Origin of the sequence: Actinocorallia libanotica (assembly GCF_039525175.1) — a bacterium.
GTDB lineage: Bacteria > Actinomycetota > Actinomycetes > Streptosporangiales > Streptosporangiaceae > Actinocorallia > Actinocorallia libanotica.
Map to the genome: position 1 here is coordinate 139,489 of NZ_BAAAHH010000003.1, position 15,596 is coordinate 155,084.

Here is a 15,596-nt window from a genome sequence, read left to right on the forward strand (position 1 = left end):
TCTCACGGTAGGAACCAAAGGGCGTCGACGACATCTCACGCCGCAGTAAGACACAGCGATGTATCCCCGGCTCTCGCCTTCGGCGCCGCACGGTCCGCGCCGCGCGAAACGGCCGGTCAGGGCGGTGGCGGCGCGTCGGAGGAGATCTCGTCGGACCAGGCGAGGAAGCGCCGGAGGTGGGTGCCGGCGGGGTCGAGGAGGACCCGGGGGCTGCCCGCGGCGATGTCGCCGCCGGTTCCGTCGATGGTGAGGAGGGTGTCGGGGGAAAGGAGGCGGTCGGCGATCGTCGCGGAGCCGTTCGCGGCGTCGAAGGCTAGGCCGCCGACGCCTACGACGGCGGGCTTGCCCATGGACCGGGCGACGACGGCGGCATGGCTGGCCGGTCCGCCGCGCGCGGTGACGATCCCAGCGGCGACGGCGATGCCGCGCATGTCGTCGGGGGAGGTCTCCGGGCGCACCAGGACGACCGCAACGCCCGCCGCCGCCATGCGCGCCGCCTCGTCCGAACTGGTCGCGACCCGTCCGGTCGCGACGCCGGGACACGCACCGATGCCCCGGGCGAGGATCTCGGCCTCCGCCGGGTCCAGGCGCGGCGTACGGGCGTGGCGGAGATGCTGCGGAGACACCCTCCGCAGCGCTTCACGCCGCCCGATGACCCCCTCGTCGACGAGTTCGACGGCCAGGCGGACGGCTGCCGCCCCGCCGAACCGGCCCGGCCGGAGCTGGAGGAACCACAGCTCTCCTGCCTCATAGGTGAACTCGACGTAGCAGGCGTCGCGGTAGTGCCGTTCGATCCGGCGCAGCGCGTCGCACAGTTCCGCCCACACGGCAGGCTCCCGCCCGGCGAGCTCGCGCAGCGGCAGGGTCGTCGCCCCGCCGGAGACGACGTCCGTCCCCTGCCGTTCGAACAGGACCTCGCCGAACGGCACGTTCTCCCCGGTGTTGGGGTCGCGGCTGAACGCGACACCGGTGCCGCTGTGCTCGTCCCTGTCCCCGAACACCATCGCCTGCACGATCACGGCGGTGCCGACGTCGTCCGAGATGTCGTTCAACACGCGGTAAGTCCGGGCGCGTGGCACGTCCCACGACGCGAACACCGCCTCGACGGCGCGTACGAGCGGATGGAGGCGCGACCGTGCGGCGGAGGCAAGGTCGTCGGGCGCGGCGGCCTCGTCCTCGTCCTCGGCCTCGGAAGTGAGGCCGAGATTGAGGATCGTGGTGAGCATGCCGGGCATCGACACGGGCGCGCCGGAGCGGACCGAGACCGCCAAGGGCCTCTCCTGCGCGCCGAAGACGCGGCCGGTGCGGTGTTCGAGGTCGGCGACGGCCGCTGCGAGCTCGTCGCGGAGACCCTCGGGGAGCCGCCCCTCCCGGAGGAAGAAGCGGCACGCCTCCGCGGTGACGACGAAGCCGTCCGGCACCCGCAGCCCGAGGCGGCGCAGAAGGACGAGGCCGAGCGCCTTGCCGCCCAGGTTCTCGGCGCTCTCCTCGACCTGGGAGGAGAGCGCGCGAATCCACCTCACCGGCTCCTCCCGAGGGTGAGGAGAAGGTCTTCGTGCCACTCGGCCCACACCGTGTGATACGACGTGGTGCTGTCGGTCACGTACTCCAGCGCGCCCGAGGAGGCGCGGTCGAGGGCTTCGGCGAGCCGGACGCGGTAGCGGCCGAAGCGGGGCAGCACCTCGTCCAGTTCGGCGCAGACGGCCGCGGCGCGCCGGTCGAGGTCGGCGAACCGGTCGAGGACGCGCGCGTCGTAGGCGGCGTCGCCGTGGTCGTTGGCGACCATGGCGCCGTCGACGGTGCGCAGCTGCCAGGCCGTGCAGAGGTCGAGGAGCTCCGGATTGAGCACCAGGAACCTGTCGAAAGCGGCCTCCACGGACGCGCGTGCCCCGGCCGCCGCGAGCTCGTCGGCGATCAGCCGGGCGTGCTCGGCGCGCCCGGCGTCGGTGAGTCGCCAGCAGGGCGGGTCGTCGGACACCCGGGCGGTGAGCCCGTCCACCGTGTGGTCGATGAGGACGAAGTCGAGCCGGGCCGCGTCCAGGCCCGTCACCGCGCGGAGGCGTGCGAGCCCGCACGCGCCCGCGCAGCGCAGCGCGTGCAGGACCAGCAGGCGCGGGTCCGTCTGAGGGGTTCGTGGCCGGTTCAAGTTCTGTTCCCTTCGGAAGGGGTCGGTCGTGAGGCGAATCTCTGGTGAGCCGCCTGTTTGGAGACGCCGAGGACCGCCGCGATCGTGCTCCAGGACGCACCCGCGCAGCGCGCGTTCCCGACGAAGTGCTCGACGAGCGCATCAGCGGTGTCGTCCAGCGCGTCGGCGAGCGCGCTCGCCACGGCCAGACGGGCGGTCCCGGACGGGCTCCACGCGGTGACGCGGGAGATCAGCCGTCCGAGGGACGGCTGTCCCGGGACGAGCGGCGCCGTCACTCCTGGCGGCCGTAGGCGCGGACGGCCAGGGGGCAGAAGACGGCGAACAGGAGGCCCGACCACAGGAGGGCGAGGCTGGTGCTCCCGTCGTCGGGTGTGCCGTTGAGCAGTGCGCGGCAGGCGTCCATGACGTGGGTGACGGGGTTGACGTCGGCCCAGGCCCGCAGCCATCCGGGCATGGTGTCGGTCGGCGCGGCGAGGCTGCTGCCGAGCTGCAGCGGCAGGAAGGCGAGGAAGCCGAACGCCAGCACGGCTTCGGCGCTCCGGACGAGCACGCCGAGGAAGACCGTGACCCAGCTGAGGCAGAACCCGAACAGGACGGCGAGCCCGGCCGCGCCCAGCGCGGCGAGGGCTCCTCCCTGCGGGCGGAACCCGAGGAGCGCCCCGAGGCCGAACAGGACGGCCACCGCTATCGCGTACCGGAGGATGTCGGCCAGCACCGAGCCCAGCAGCGGCGCGGTACGGCTGATCGGCAGACTGCGGAACCGGTCGGTGACGCCGTTCTTCAGGTCGAGGTTGATCGCCGCCCCGGTGGAGATCATCCCGGCCAGTCCCGCGCCCATGACGAGGATCCCGGGGAAGAGGTACCGGAGGTACTCGGCGGTGGAGCCCGCGACGGGGCGGCCGAACAGGTAGAGGAACAGGACCATGAACAGCGCGGGGGTGAGGACGCCGTTCACGATCGGGCCCGGATTGCGGGCGGACTTGGCGAGGCTGCGCCGGGCGAGGATGCCGCTGTGCCGCAGGACGGCGAACGGCCGGGGCCGCGCCGTGCGGGGGTGGATCGTGGTCATGCCGCCTCCTTGGCGTCGCGGGTGGGGGCTCCGGTCAGGGAGAGGAAGACCTCGTCGAGGCTGGGCAGGCGGAACGCGAGCTCGCCGACGGCGACGCCTTGCGCGTGGAGGCGGCCGACGATCTCGAAGAACGCGGTGTCCCCGGTGACGGGCGCGACGAGCTCGTGGCGGCGGGTCCGGTCGGGGTCCTGTCCGGTGACCTGGGCGAGGATCGCCGCCGCGCGTTCGAAGGCGCCGCTGTCGCCGGTGTCGGCGGGCCGCAGGACGACCGTGTGCCCGCCGACCCGGTGCTTGAGGTCGGCGGGCGTGCCGGACGCGATCACCCGTCCGTGGTCGAGGACGGCGATCTCGTCGGCGAGGGCGTCGGCCTCTTCGAGGTACTGGGTCGTGAGCAGGACCGTGACGCCGTCCCGGGCGAGCTTGCGGATGATCTGCCACAGCTCGTCGCGCTTGGCGGGGTCGAGACCGGTCGACGGCTCGTCGAGGAAGAGCACCTCGGGTTCGCCGACGAGGGCGGCGGCGAGGTCGAGGCGGCGCCGCATCCCGCCCGAGTAGGTGGCGGCGGGCCGGTCCGCCGCCTCTTCGAGCCCGAACCGGGACAGCAGCTCGCCGGCCCGCCGGAGGGCGCCGGCGCGGCCGAGGTCGAGCAGCCCGCCGATCATGACGAGGTTGGCGCGGCCGGAGAGCTCGTCGTCCACGCTCGTGTGCTGGCCGGACAGGGCGATGCGCCGGCGCACCTCGGCCCGGTCGCGCCGGACGTCGAGCCCGGCGACGCGCGCCGTGCCCGAGTCGGGGCGCAGGAGGGTGGCCAGGACGCGCACGAGGGTGGTCTTGCCCGCGCCGTTCGGGCCGAGCAGTCCGAGGACCCGTCCCCGGGCGACGGACAGGCTCACCCCGTCCAGCGCCGTCGTCCGGCCGAAGCTCCGGCGCACCGCGTCCATCTCCAGGCCGTGGTCGGTCATGTTCCAACTCCGATGGTCACTGTTTTCGGATGACGTCAACATCTGGATGTTGTTTGTATCATGACACGGGCGGAGCGGAAGGGGAGAACGATGGCGAGGCTGACCCGTGCCGAACAGCAGGAGCGGACCCGGGCGGCGGTGCTGCTCGCGGCGCGGCGCGAGTTCGCCGAGCACGGCTACGCCGACGCCAAGGTCGACCGGATCGCCGAGCGGGCCGACCTGACCAGGGGCGCGGTCTACTCCAACTTCACCGGCAAGCGCGCGCTCTACCTCGCGGTGCTCACCGACGCCGCCGAGCAGGCCCGCGCCTCCGCGCAGCCCCCCGAGGCGTCGCCCGGCTCCGTCGCCGCGGCGCTCGGCGCGTTCGCCCGGGTCTGGCTCGAACGGCTGCCGCTCGTGGGCGAGACTCCCGGGAAAGGACATCTCCGGCTGCGCTCGCTGACCGGAGTCCTCGACACCGAGGAGGCGCGGACGGCACTGGCCGAACTCGTCAGGTTCGAGGCGCTGCTGCTCGCGCTGGCGCTCGAACCGCGCCGCGCGCCGCGGCCGCGGACCGTCCGGCTGGCGGGCCTCGCGCAGACCCTCCTGCACGGCGCGGCCCACCTCGCCGAGAGCGCGCCCGGCGCCGGAGACCCGTTCGATCTGGCCCGCGCCGCCGAACACCTCGCCGGCATCACCCTCACCGACGGCGCCGACCCGGCGCATCTGCCCTTCGTCGACCCCGCCCGGCCCGCGGCGGACCGGTGGACGCCGCCGCGCGGCCTCCACGACGAGATCACCGGCCGCCCGGTCGACCTCGGAGACGACGGAGTGGTCGTCGTGCTGGGCGTCGGACGTCTTTCCGCGGCCCAGGAGGCGGTGCACTCGGCGCGTTCCGGGGACGCGGTGACGTTCGCCGTCGTGACGGGCGACCCCGCCGAGACCGGAAGGCTGGCCAGGCTGCGGATCGCCGACCTCGTCGGCTGCCTGCGCCGGGTGTTCGCGGCCGACGACCTCCCGTGGCCGCGCGTCGTGGTGGACGACGGCGCGGAGGTCCCCGCCGCCCTCGGCCTGGCGGCGGCCGACGACCTCACCGAGGCGGCGGTCCGCGTCCGCGACGGCCTGGTCGTGGCGCGCGCGGACGGCCGCCGCTCCGGCCACGCCGCGGCGAGGTCCGGCGAGCGGCGTCCTTCACCCGCACCGGCCGAGCAGGCGGGCGGCGGTCCTGCGGGCCGTTGAGCCGCGCGCCGGTCAATGACGCCCTGGAGCCCGCCCGCGGCGGTACAAAGGTGGTCTGTTGTGTTTCGTAGAGAGGGCCCACTTTGGGGGAGTACCAGTACTACGAGTTTCTCGCGGTGGACCGCCCGCTGAGCGCGGTGGAGCAGGCCGAGGCGCGGGAGCTGTCCACCCGGGCGCGGATCACCGCGACGGGGTTCGTCGACGAGGACGAACGGAGTGACTTCAAGGGGGATCCCGCGCAGCTGGTGGAGCGTTACTACGACGCCCACCTGTACCTGGCGGACTGGGGCACCCGCCAGGTGATGCTGCGCCTGCCGAAGGGGCTGCTCCCCTCCGAGGCCCTGGGCGGGTTCCTGGTCGAGGGATACGTGGCGGCGTGGGTCCGCGGAGAGCACGTCATCGTGGAGCTGACCAGCGAGGAGGAAGAGGACGGCGACTGGCCGGAGCAGGTCGGGGAACTGCTGGAGACGCTCGCCGAGGTCCGGGCCGAGCTGGCCGGAGGCGACCTCCGGCCGCTGTACCTGGCCTGGCTGGCCGCCTACGGAACCTGGGAGCGCGACGAGGACGCCTTCGACGAGGAGCACGAGGCCCGGTGCGAGCCGCCGGTCCCGGCGGGGCTGGGCTCACTGACCGAGCCGCAGCGCACGCTGGCCGAGGTCCTGCGGCTCGACCCCGACCTGCTGGCCGTGGCCGCCGCGCAGAGCCCGCCCCTGCCGTCCGCCGCGGACGACGACCGGCGCTGGCCCGACCGGATCGGCTCGCTCCCCGAGGCAGAGAAGAACGCTCTGCTGCTGCGCGTCGTCCACGACGAGGCCGCCCGGGTCCGCCTGGAACTCCTGAACCGCTTCCAGGCGGCGCCCCTCCCCGCCGAGGGCCCCGGCGCACCGTGGGCGCCCTCCTCGACGCCGCGGCCGAACGGCGCTCCGGACGCGGAGCCTGACGGGCGGAGAGGGCATACGAGAAAGGAGGGCGGCACGGGGCCGCCCTCCTTCTTCGTCGCGGGAGCGTCAGCTCGCCGGGGGGAGCATGCGCTTCATCGCGGCGTGGGCCTTGGCGACGAGGACCGAGCGGGGGAAGCCCGCGCGCTTCTGGACGTCCTCGTAGTTGCCGCCGGCGACCCAGATGGGCCCCTCGGTGAGGTGCTCCAGGCCCTCGCGGGCGACGTCGTCCGGCTCGGCGACCTTCATGCCCGGGATGTCCATCTTGAGGCCGGCGCGGGCCATCGCGGGGGTGCGGGTGACGCCGAGGATCAGCTCGAGGACGTCGACGCCGTGCTCGCGCATCTCCAGCCACAGGCCCTCGGCGAAGACGCGGCCGAAGGACTTGACGGCGGAGTAGATGCTGATCTGGGCCTGGCCCATGTAGCCGGCCATCGAGCCGACCAGGATGATGCCGCCGCGGCCGCGCTCCTTCATCAGCGCGCCGAAGTGGTGGGTCAGGGCCAGCTGCGCGGTGATGTTGAGGTCGATGACGCCCTGGAAGCGGTCCAGGTCGCCGGTGACGAACTCGTGCCCGTAGGTGTTGGCGCCCGCGTTGAAGATCAGCAGGCCGACCTCGAGGCCGTCGGTGACCTCGCGGACCGCCTTCAGCGGCTCGGGAGCGACCAGGTCGAGCTGCAGGGTGCGCACCTCGACGCCCTTGGCGCGGACCTGCTCGGCGGTCTCCTCCAGCGGGCCGGGCTTGCGGGCGATGAGCACCAGGTTGATGCCCGCGTCGGCCAGGCGGTGGGCGAAGGCGGATCCGACGCCCTCGGAACCGCCGGCGATCACGGCCCAGGGCCCGTACTTGTCGCTGTCGATCATTGTTCTCCGTCCAGGTTCGGGGTCCAGGCGACGCCGTTGATGTGCGAGCCGCCGTCCACGAACAGGGTGTTTCCGGTCAGGTAGCGGGCTCCGTCGCTGGCGAGGAAGACCACTACGGGGGCGATGTCGGTTTCGGGATCCCCGAGCCGACCCATGGGGTTGGCGCTGTCGGCGGCCGCGGCGATCTCCGGGTTGGTCGAGGCCACGCGCTCGAAGGCGGCGCTCTTGGCTCCCGGGCACACCGCGTTGACGACGACACCGGTCGGCGCCCACTCGCGGGCGGCCGTACGGGTGAGGGCCCGCAGAGCTTCCTTCGCCGAGTTGTACTCCAGGGTTCCGACGTGGGCGTTGACGCCGTTCAGCGAGCACATGTTGACGACGCGGCCCCAGCCGCGCTCCTTCATGTGCGGGAAGGCCGCCTGCATCGCCCACAGCGGGCCGTAGTAGCCCATGGCGAAGCCGCGCTGGAGGTTCTCGTCGGTCTTGGTCTCCACCCGGCTGGGGACGCCCAGGGAGCCCCAGGCGTTGTTCACCAGGACGTCCACCGAGCCCCAGGCCTCGACCGCGGTGGCGACCATGGCCTGGACCTGGGACTTGTCGGTGACGTCCGTGGGCAGGAAGAGCGCCTGCGCCCCGAACTCCTCCTCCAGCTCACGGGCGACCCGCGCGCCGGTCTCGGCGTTCAGCTCCGCCACCAGGACCTTGGCCCCCTCGGCGGCGAAGCGGCGGGCGACGCCCTTTCCGATGCCGTCGCCCGCACCGGTCACGATGGCCGTGCGTCCGGCCAGCGCTCCATCACTCATCGACGACCTTCACGGCGCCGTCCAGGGTCGCCTGCTGGATCGTCGCGCGCAGGTCGGGGCAGGTCTCGTACCGGTCGGTGCGCAGGTTGGGACAGTCGTCCATGGCCTGCTCGCTCCACTGGATGGAGGTCTGCTCCCAGCTGGACTTGCGCACCAGCACCGGCCCGTCGCACCGACGGCAGCGCAGCGCCTGCATGGGCGCGTCGGCCAGCCGGTTGTCGGGGCGGACGGCGGTCATGACTGCCCTTCGGCGGCGGCGCGGGCGAGGTTCTCCTCGCACTCCCGGGACCAGGACTCGACCGGGCGGGTGGTGTCGATCTCGAACTCGAAGCGGTCGGTCATCTCCGGGGTGACGTCCGCGGCGTCGGTGTAGAACTGCTCGTACCAGCGGCGCAGCTGGTAGACGGGGCCGTCCTCCTCGCACAGCAGCGGGTTGTCGATGCGGGTCTTGTTCTTCCAGATCTGGATGTCCTGGTCGAAGCCCTTGAGGATGAAGGTCGAGAGCTTGCCCGCCATGATCTCCGCGGCCTCCCGGGGGAGGTTCTCGCCGTGCTTGGCGATGATGCCCGAGTGCAGGACGAAGGAGTTCTCGTCGATCGGGTAGTGCGAGTTGATCAGCACCGAGTGCAGGTCGAAGCCCTCGTAGTGGTACGTCAGCTCGTCGATCATGAAGGACGGGCCGTGGTAGGTCGCCACCGAGGTGTTGCCGATCATCTTGTTGCCCTCGGCGTCGGGGCGCGCCACGTCGGGGCGGGTCTTGCCCTTCATCACCTGGGAGGCGGTCTGACCCTCGAAGATGTTCTTGAAGTACGTCGGGAACGAGTTGTGGATGTAGAAGAAGTGGGCCATGTCGACCACGTTGTCGATCACTTCACGGCAGTTCGTGTTGACGATCGTCGTGGTCCAGCGCCAGTCGGTCCAGTTGTCGCTGGTGGCGCCCTCGATGCGCGGGATCGTCACGTCCGCCGGGGGCTGCTTGCCCTCGGGGTCGTTCCAGACGAACAGCAGGTGGTCCTGCTCCAGCGTCGGCCAGGAGGCGGTGCGGGCGCGCAGCGGCACACGGCGGGAGTAGGGGATCTGCTTGCAGCGGCCGTCGCCGCCCCAGCGCCAGTCGTGGAACGGACAGGCGATCGTGTTGCCCTTGACCGTGCCCTGGGACAGGTCGCCGCCCATGTGCCGGCAGTAGGCGTCAAGAACGTTGACCTTGCCGTCCTCGCCCTGGAAGACCACCAGCTTCTGGCCGAAGGCGTTGATGGTGTGCGGCTTGCCGTCCTTGAAAGTCTCGGCCAGGCCCAGGCAGTGCCAGCCTCGGGCGAACCGGTTGCCCACCGCCTCCGCTTCGATGGCGCGGATAGCATCGGTGTCAGCTGCAGCCACGATGATCATCCCTTCAGGGGCGTTTCTGATGGACAGAACGCTATTCGCAGGTCATGACCCGGAATCGGCGAGTCTCATTGGCCGGGACGCCTTGCCAGGGCCCTCCGGGCACCGTGGTCTGCTGCTGAGGTGACCCGAGCCAATGAGGAGGAGGGCCATGAGTGACGAGGTCCTGCAGGCGGTGCGCGGACTGCTGCCGAAACTCGCCGAACGGGCCAGGACCGTGGACGACAAGGGGCGGATCCCCGCCGCGTCCATTCGCGAGCTGACCGAGGCCGGGGTCTTTCGCATGCTGCTGCCCGCCCGGTACGGCGGCGCGGAGGGCGATCTGATCGACTTCTACCGGGCGGTCCGGGAGATCTCCGGAACCTGCGGGTCCACCGGCTGGGTGGCGGGCGTGCTCGGCGTGCACTCCTGGCATCTGGCGCTCTTCCCCGACGAGGTGCAGGACGAGGTGTGGGGCAGGAGCCCGGACGTGCTGCTCGCCTCCTCCTACGCGCCGATCGGGCGGCTGACCCCGGTGGAGGGCGGCTACGAGCTGTCCGGCCGCTGGGGGTTCGCCTCCGGATGCGAGTTCGCCTCCTGGATGCTGCTGGGCGGCCTGGTCGTGGGGGCGCAGGGCAAGCCCGTGGACTTCCTCACGGTGCTGGTGCCCAAGAGCGACTACGGGATCGACCGGGTCTGGGACACCACCGGCCTGCGCGGCACCGCCAGCGACGACATCGTGGTGGACCGCGCGTTCGTGCCCTCGCACCGGGTGGTGCGCAACTACGACCAGGCGCAGCTGCGCGCCCCCGGCCTCAAGGTCAACACCGGGGCGCTGTACAGGATCCCGTTCGGGACGGTCTTCACCACCACCGTCGCGTCCGCGGTGATCGGCATGGTGGCCGGCTGCTACGACTTCTACGTGGCCTCGATGCGCGACCGCATCCGGCTCAGCCTGGGCGGCGGGCGGTTCGTGGACGACCAGTTCGCCCAGGTCGCGGTGGGCCGCGCCGCCTCGGAGGTCGACGCGGCGGTCCTGCAGATCGAGCGCAACCTGCAGGAGATGCGCGGGCACACGGTGCGCGGCGAGCAGATCCCGATGGAGCTGCGGCTGCGCGCGCGCCGCGACCAGGTGCGCGGCACCGAGCGTGCGGTCGAGGCGGTCGACCTGTTGTTCAAGACCGCGGGCGGCAACTCCCTGCGGCGCGGCAACCTCATCGAGCGGGCCTGGCGCGACGCCCACGCCGGCCGCAGCCATGTGGCCAACGACCCCGAGCGCGCCCTGGCGATGTACGGCCGCGGGGAGTTCGGGCTGACCATCGAGGACAACCTCGTCTGAGCCCGCCCTTCCCCCGCTCGAAGACGGCGGCGGGCCCCCGCGCGCCCGCGCGTATGGTGTGAGGGAGATCCACACGGAGCGGGAGGGTGTGAGGGTGGGAGCGTACTCGGAGGCATACCGGCTGAGCCTGGGCGATCCGGAGCGGTTCTGGCTGGACGCGGCTCGTCTGATCGACTGGAGTTCCTTTCCCACCAGGGCGCTGGACGACTCGGGCGCGCCGTTCTACCGCTGGTTTCCCGACGGCGAGCTGAACACCTCCTACAACGCGCTCGACCGGCACGTCGAACGCGGCCACGGCGACCGTGACGCGCTGATCTGGGACTCGGCGATGGTCCCCGCCCGGCGCCGCTACACCTACCGCGAGCTGCGCGACGAGGTGGCCCGGGCGGCCGGGGCGCTGGCCTCGCTGGGCGTGGGCAAGGGGGACCGGGTGGTCGTCTCCATGCCGATGGTCCCCGAGGCCGTCATCACCATGCTGGCCTGCTCCCGGATCGGCGCGGTGCACTCGGTGGTCTTCGGCGGGTTCGCCGCCAAGGAGCTGGCGGTGCGCATCGACGACGCCCGCCCCAAGGTGGTCGTCGCCGCCTCCTGCGGGCTGGAGCCCGGCCGGGTCGTACGCTACAAGCCGATCCTCGACGAGGCGCTGGAGCTGAGCTCCCACCGGCCCGACCACGTGGTCGTCCTCCAGCGCGACCAGGCGCGCGCCGAGCTGCGGCACGGCGAGTACGACTGGCAGGACGTCGTCCCCGGCGCCGCGCCCGCCGACCCGGTGCCCGTCGCCTCCACCGACCCGCTCTACATCCTCTACACCTCCGGCACGACAGGGAAGCCCAAGGGCGTGCTGCGCACGGCGGGCGACCACGCGGTGGCGCTGGCCTGGTCGATGGGCGCGGTCTACGACGTGCGCGAGGGCGACGTCTGGTGGACGGCCTCCGACGTCGGCTGGGTCGTCGGCCACAGCTACATCGTCTACGCGCCGCTGCTGGTGGGCGCGACCACCGTGGTCTACGAGGGCAAGCCCATCGGCACCCCGGACGCGGGCGCGTTCTGGCGGGTGGTCTCCGAGTACGGGGTGCGCAGGCTCTTCGCCGCGCCCACCGCCCTGCGCGTGATCAAGAAGGTGGACCCCCGGGGCGCCGAGCTCGCGAAGTACGACCTCGGCTCCCTGACGGGGCTGTTCATGGCGGGCGAGCGCCTGGACCCGGAGACCTACCAGTGGGCCTCCGACATGCTGGGCGTCCCGGTGATCGACCACTGGTGGCAGACCGAGACGGGCTGGGCGATCGCCGCCAACCCGCGCGGCCTGGAGCCGATGCCGGTCAAACCGGGCTCGGCCACGGTCCCGATGCCCGGCTGGGACGTGCGGATCGTCGATTCCGAGGGCGAAGAGCTCCCCGCCGGCCAGGAGGGCGAGATCGTCATCCGCCTCCCCCTGCCGCCCGGCGCCCTGGCCACCCTGTGGGGCGACGACGAGCGCTTCGTCGAGTCCTACCTCAGCCGCCACGAGGGCTTCTACACCACCGGAGACTCCGGCAGCTTCGACGAGGACGGCTACCTCAGCGTCATGGGCCGCGTCGACGACGTCATCAACGTGGCGGGCCACCGCCTGTCGACCGGCGCGATCGAGGCGGCGCTCGCCTCGCACCCCGCGGTCGCCGAGTGCGCGGTGATCGGCGTCCCCGACCCGGTCAAGGGCCAGGTCCCGCACGGCCTCGTGGTCCTGAAGTCGGGCGCGGACGCCGACGCGGCGGACCTGGGCGCCGAGCTCGTCGCCGCGGTCCGCCGCGACGTCGGCCCCGTCGCGGCCGTCCGCGACGTCACCGTCGTCCCCGCCCTGCCCAAGACCCGCTCCGGCAAGATCCTCCGCAAGACGATGCGCGCCCTGGCCGCGGGCCGCGACGAGCAGCCACCGCCCACGATCGAGGACCCGGCCGTCCTGGAGTCCCTGAAGCCCCTCCTGCGCCGGACCGAGCCGCATCCCTGAGGCGGGCCGCCGGGCGGCGCGTCCTGGAGGGAAGGGCGAGGCCCCGTACCCGGGCGGGTACGGGGCCTCATAGCGGTCGCCCCGGAGGCGGAGGCCTCCGGGACGGGGATCAGCGAGTGCCGCCCGGGTGGCGGTCCCCGCGCAGCTTCTCGACGAACGTGAAGGAGTCCTCGAAAGAGGAGTCCAGGACGCCGCGGTGGTCGACCCCCTGGTAGACCTTGTAATCGATCTCGCCGCCGTCGCGCAGGGCGTCCACCAGCAGGTCGGTGGTGGCCTTGGAGACCAGCACGTCCGCGGTGCCCTGCACGACCTGGGTGGGCACCCGGAGGTCGAAGTCGACGGGGTCCTGGGAGCGCAGGTAGGCCGTCAGGGGGGCGAGGTCGGCGCCGGGGCGGAAGACCTTGTCCAGCGGGAAGGTCAGGGCGATCTCGCGGTGCCGGGCGGTGCACTCGGTGCGGCCGGCCTTCAGCAGCGTGGCGATCGCCTCGTCGGTCAGCAGCTCCTCGGGCACGATCGAGGGGTCGGCCGCCTCGGCCCCGGTGATGAGGGTCGGCAGGAACGCCAGCGCGTACTGGGCGCCGGGCAGCTGCTGCCGGATGTAGTCGACGGTCAGGTGGAGGTCGTAGCCCCCGGGCGCCGCCGCCACCGCGCCCTTCAGGTTCAGCTGCCCGGTCCGCTGGCGGGCCGCGGCGGTGGCCAGGGCGGCCTGGCCGCCCTGGCTGTGGCCGACCGCGAACCAGTCGCGCCCGATCCGGTGGTCGAGCCTGCGGGCGGCGTGCACGAGGTCCACGACGGTGTTCGCGGCGCTCTCCCCGTTCATGTACGGGTGGCCGCCCTCGGTGCCCAGGCCCTCGTAGTCGGTCTGGACGACGGCGTAGCCCCGCGCCACCCACCTGTCCAGGTAGGCGGAGGTGATCGAGACGTAGTCGTCGACGGGCCCGCCGGGGACCGAGGCGGAGGGCGCGCACACGTCGGCGGTGCCGGTCGTGCCGTGCGCCCAGCTGATCACCGGCCAGCCGCCGCGCGGGGGCGCGCCCTGGGGCAGGGAGACGGTTCCGGAGACGGTGATCCGCCTGCCGTTCACGCCCTGGGAGGTGTAGGAGACCAGCCGGTTGGCCGACGCGCTGGGCAGCGCCGCCGTCCCGGCGAGCGCCTTGGCGTCGACGACCCGCCCGCGCTGGCCCGGCGGGACGTCCGCCGCGGCCGGAGCGGGGGAGAGTACGGCGACGGCGGTGGCGGCCGCCGCGGCCAGGGCTGCGGCGCGTGTGTTGAAGGTTCTCATCTGCCCTCTCCCTGCATGTGCTGGACGGCGCGGTAGGCGAACACCATGGCGGTGCCGATGGGGATGCCGGGACCCGGGTAGTAGGGGCCGGTGAAGGAGGCGCTGCTGTTGCCCGAGGCGTACAGGCCGGGGATGGGGGCGCCGCCGGTGTCCAGGACGCGGCCGTCGGGGTCGGTCTGCAGGCCGCCCTTGGTGCCGAGGTCGCTGAGGACGATCTTGGCGGCGTAGTAGGGCGCCTGATCGACGGGGACGAGGGCGGGGTTGGGGCCCTTGCCGGCGGCGAAGAACCGGTCGTAGGCGTCCTCGCCGCGGTGGAAGTCCTCGTCGACGCCCTTCTCGGCGAAGGCGTTGAAGCGCTCGACGGTCGCGGTGAGGGCGTCGGCGGGCAGGCCCAGCTTCCCGGCCAGCTCGGCCAGGGTGTCGGCCTGGACCCAGGTGCCGGCCGCCAGGTGCTCCTCGGGCACGGAGGGGGGCACGGTGATCGCGGGCAGCCCGCCGGAGCGCGAGTCGAAGATCAGGTGGGCGGGCACCCGGCCGGGCGCCTCGGCCATCTTGCGGCCCATCTGGTCGTACGGCAGCGACTCGTTGGCGAAGCGGTTCCCGGCGGCGTCGACGATCAGGCCGCCGCGGAAGCCCAGGGTGAAGGCGGCGCCGCCGTCGGGGGTGGCCGTACCGGGGCACCACCAGCCCTGGTCCATCAGGCCGGTGGCGGCGCCGATCCCCGCCGCGGCGGCGATGGCGCCGCCGGTGTTGGATCCGGCGGGGGCCATGGTCCACTCCGCGGAGCCGGGGACGCCGTGGGCCTCGCGGGTCGCGGCGTCGCGCTCGAAGCCGCCCGCGGCCAGCAGCACGCCTCGCTCGGCGCGCACCCGCACCGGCCCGTCGGGGCCCTCGGCCTCGACGCCGACGACACGCCCGTCCTCGACGACCAGGCCGGTCAGCGCGGTGCCGGTGCGGACGACGGCGTTGCCGGTGGCGGTCAGGGCCAGCAGCAGCCGCCCGATCAGCGCGCGGCCCTGGACGAGCGGCGCCTCGGGGTCGTGGCCGAGTCCGGCCCGGTCCCGGTCGACCGGCGGGCGCACCAGGGCCGCCAGCTCGCCGATCCGCTCCCGGGGCAGGGCGCGCGGGATGAAGGAGCGGCCCATGTCGAGCCGGCCGGGGGCGTTGAAGTAGTCGGGGAACGGCTGGTACTTGAACTCGATGGCGGGGTCGTCCTCCAGGAACGCCACGACCTCGGGCGCGGTGGCCAGGAAGGTCTCGCGGTGCTCGGCGTTCTCCTCGCCCAGCAGCGCCTTCAGGTAGGTGCGCGCCGACTCGGTGGAGTCGCCCGCCCCGTCCCGCTCCTGCACCTGGCTGCCGGGCAGCCAGATGGCCGCGCCGGAGTAGGCGGACGTGCCGCCCAGCAGCGGCGTCTTCTCCAGGACGACGGTCCGCAGGCCGTTCGCCGCGGCCGCGAGCGCGCCGGCCATGGCTCCGGCTCCGGATCCGGCCACGATCACATCGGCGTGCTCGTCCCAAGGAGCCCCGGAAATCCCCATGCGATGTCCTTTCACGTTGTGCGGACCCCAGGCAAGCAGCCGCTTATACACTGGAGTACCCCTCATCCCACTCACCGGTATCGTGGACGGG

15 protein-coding genes are annotated in these 15,596 nt (G+C 72.9%); 3 read left to right on the forward strand and 12 right to left on the reverse strand.

The genetic code is table 11. The features are described from left to right. Nucleotides 1–116: 116 nt before the first annotated feature. The 5 genes from ABD140_RS05880 to ABD140_RS05900 are packed head-to-tail and all read right to left on the reverse strand — an operon-like array spanning nucleotide 117 to nucleotide 4,177. Nucleotides 117–1,523, reverse strand: a complete 1,407-nt coding sequence (locus ABD140_RS05880; RefSeq protein WP_344237538.1) for a PEP/pyruvate-binding domain-containing protein — start codon at nucleotides 1,521–1,523, stop codon at nucleotides 117–119. Further along, the gene (locus ABD140_RS05885; protein ID WP_344237540.1) at nucleotides 1,520–2,146 is read right to left on the reverse strand and encodes a transcriptional regulator; all 627 of its coding nucleotides are present in this window, start codon (nucleotides 2,144–2,146) and stop codon (nucleotides 1,520–1,522) included. The genes ABD140_RS05880 and ABD140_RS05885 overlap by 4 nt, the downstream gene beginning before the upstream one ends. After that, nucleotides 2,143–2,421: a hypothetical protein gene (locus ABD140_RS05890; protein ID WP_344237542.1), complete on the reverse strand. Its 279-nt coding sequence runs from the start codon at nucleotides 2,419–2,421 to the stop codon at nucleotides 2,143–2,145. Before ABD140_RS05890 ends, ABD140_RS05885 begins: the two co-directional genes overlap by 4 nt. Beyond that, nucleotides 2,418–3,215, reverse strand: coding sequence for an ABC transporter permease (locus ABD140_RS05895; RefSeq protein WP_344237544.1), 798 nt, complete (start codon nucleotides 3,213–3,215; stop codon nucleotides 2,418–2,420). The genes ABD140_RS05890 and ABD140_RS05895 overlap by 4 nt, the downstream gene beginning before the upstream one ends. Beyond that, nucleotides 3,212–4,177: an ATP-binding cassette domain-containing protein gene (locus ABD140_RS05900; protein ID WP_344237546.1), complete on the reverse strand. Its 966-nt coding sequence runs from the start codon at nucleotides 4,175–4,177 to the stop codon at nucleotides 3,212–3,214. The genes ABD140_RS05895 and ABD140_RS05900 overlap by 4 nt, the downstream gene beginning before the upstream one ends. Before the next feature lie 90 nt (nucleotides 4,178–4,267). Here ABD140_RS05900 and ABD140_RS05905 point away from each other — a divergent pair, with 90 nt between their 5' ends. Beyond that, a complete protein-coding gene (locus tag ABD140_RS05905; RefSeq protein WP_344237548.1) occupies nucleotides 4,268–5,395 on the forward strand; it encodes a TetR family transcriptional regulator in 1,128 nt (375 codons plus the stop codon). A 623-nt stretch (nucleotides 5,396–6,018) separates the two neighbouring features. Here the strand turns inward: ABD140_RS05905 and ABD140_RS05910 are convergent. From ABD140_RS05910 to ABD140_RS05930, 5 genes are all read right to left on the reverse strand, one after another. After that, nucleotides 6,019–6,201 (reverse strand): hypothetical protein, encoded by a 183-nt coding sequence (locus ABD140_RS05910; RefSeq protein WP_344237550.1) that lies wholly within the window; start codon nucleotides 6,199–6,201, stop codon nucleotides 6,019–6,021. 201 nt (nucleotides 6,202–6,402) lie between these two features. Next, nucleotides 6,403–7,197 carry an SDR family NAD(P)-dependent oxidoreductase gene (locus ABD140_RS05915; protein WP_344237552.1) on the reverse strand — a complete coding sequence of 265 codons (795 nt, stop codon included), beginning with the start codon at nucleotides 7,195–7,197 and terminating at the stop codon, nucleotides 6,403–6,405. Continuing rightward, nucleotides 7,194–8,000, reverse strand: a complete 807-nt coding sequence (locus ABD140_RS05920) for an SDR family NAD(P)-dependent oxidoreductase (protein ID WP_344237554.1) — start codon at nucleotides 7,998–8,000, stop codon at nucleotides 7,194–7,196. Before ABD140_RS05920 ends, ABD140_RS05915 begins: the two co-directional genes overlap by 4 nt. Further along, nucleotides 7,993–8,238 carry a ferredoxin gene (locus tag ABD140_RS05925; protein WP_344237556.1) on the reverse strand — a complete coding sequence of 82 codons (246 nt, stop codon included), beginning with the start codon at nucleotides 8,236–8,238 and terminating at the stop codon, nucleotides 7,993–7,995. Before ABD140_RS05925 ends, ABD140_RS05920 begins: the two co-directional genes overlap by 8 nt. After that, complete coding sequence (locus tag ABD140_RS05930; protein ID WP_344237558.1) at nucleotides 8,235–9,386, reverse strand: 3-ketosteroid-9-alpha-monooxygenase, oxygenase component; 1,152 nt, start codon at nucleotides 9,384–9,386, stop codon at nucleotides 8,235–8,237. Before ABD140_RS05930 ends, ABD140_RS05925 begins: the two co-directional genes overlap by 4 nt. A gap of 148 nt (nucleotides 9,387–9,534) precedes the next feature. Here ABD140_RS05930 and hsaA point away from each other — a divergent pair, with 148 nt between their 5' ends. Both hsaA and ABD140_RS05940 read left to right on the forward strand, forming a co-directional pair. After that, nucleotides 9,535–10,701: a 3-hydroxy-9,10-secoandrosta-1,3,5(10)-triene-9,17-dione monooxygenase oxygenase subunit gene (gene hsaA, locus ABD140_RS05935; protein WP_344237560.1), complete on the forward strand. Its 1,167-nt coding sequence runs from the start codon at nucleotides 9,535–9,537 to the stop codon at nucleotides 10,699–10,701. A 58-nt stretch (nucleotides 10,702–10,759) separates the two neighbouring features. Further along, on the forward strand, nucleotides 10,760–12,685 hold the full coding sequence (locus ABD140_RS05940) for an acetate--CoA ligase (protein WP_344237562.1): 1,926 nt from the start codon (nucleotides 10,760–10,762) through the stop codon (nucleotides 12,683–12,685). A gap of 109 nt (nucleotides 12,686–12,794) precedes the next feature. On the opposite strand, the gene ABD140_RS05945 is transcribed toward ABD140_RS05940, so the two are convergent. Continuing rightward, the gene (locus ABD140_RS05945; RefSeq protein ID WP_344237564.1) at nucleotides 12,795–13,967 is read right to left on the reverse strand and encodes an alpha/beta hydrolase family protein; all 1,173 of its coding nucleotides are present in this window, start codon (nucleotides 13,965–13,967) and stop codon (nucleotides 12,795–12,797) included. Next, the gene (locus ABD140_RS05950) at nucleotides 13,964–15,505 is read right to left on the reverse strand and encodes an FAD-dependent oxidoreductase (protein WP_344237566.1); all 1,542 of its coding nucleotides are present in this window, start codon (nucleotides 15,503–15,505) and stop codon (nucleotides 13,964–13,966) included. Before ABD140_RS05950 ends, ABD140_RS05945 begins: the two co-directional genes overlap by 4 nt. Between the last annotated feature and the right edge of the window lie 91 nt (nucleotides 15,506–15,596).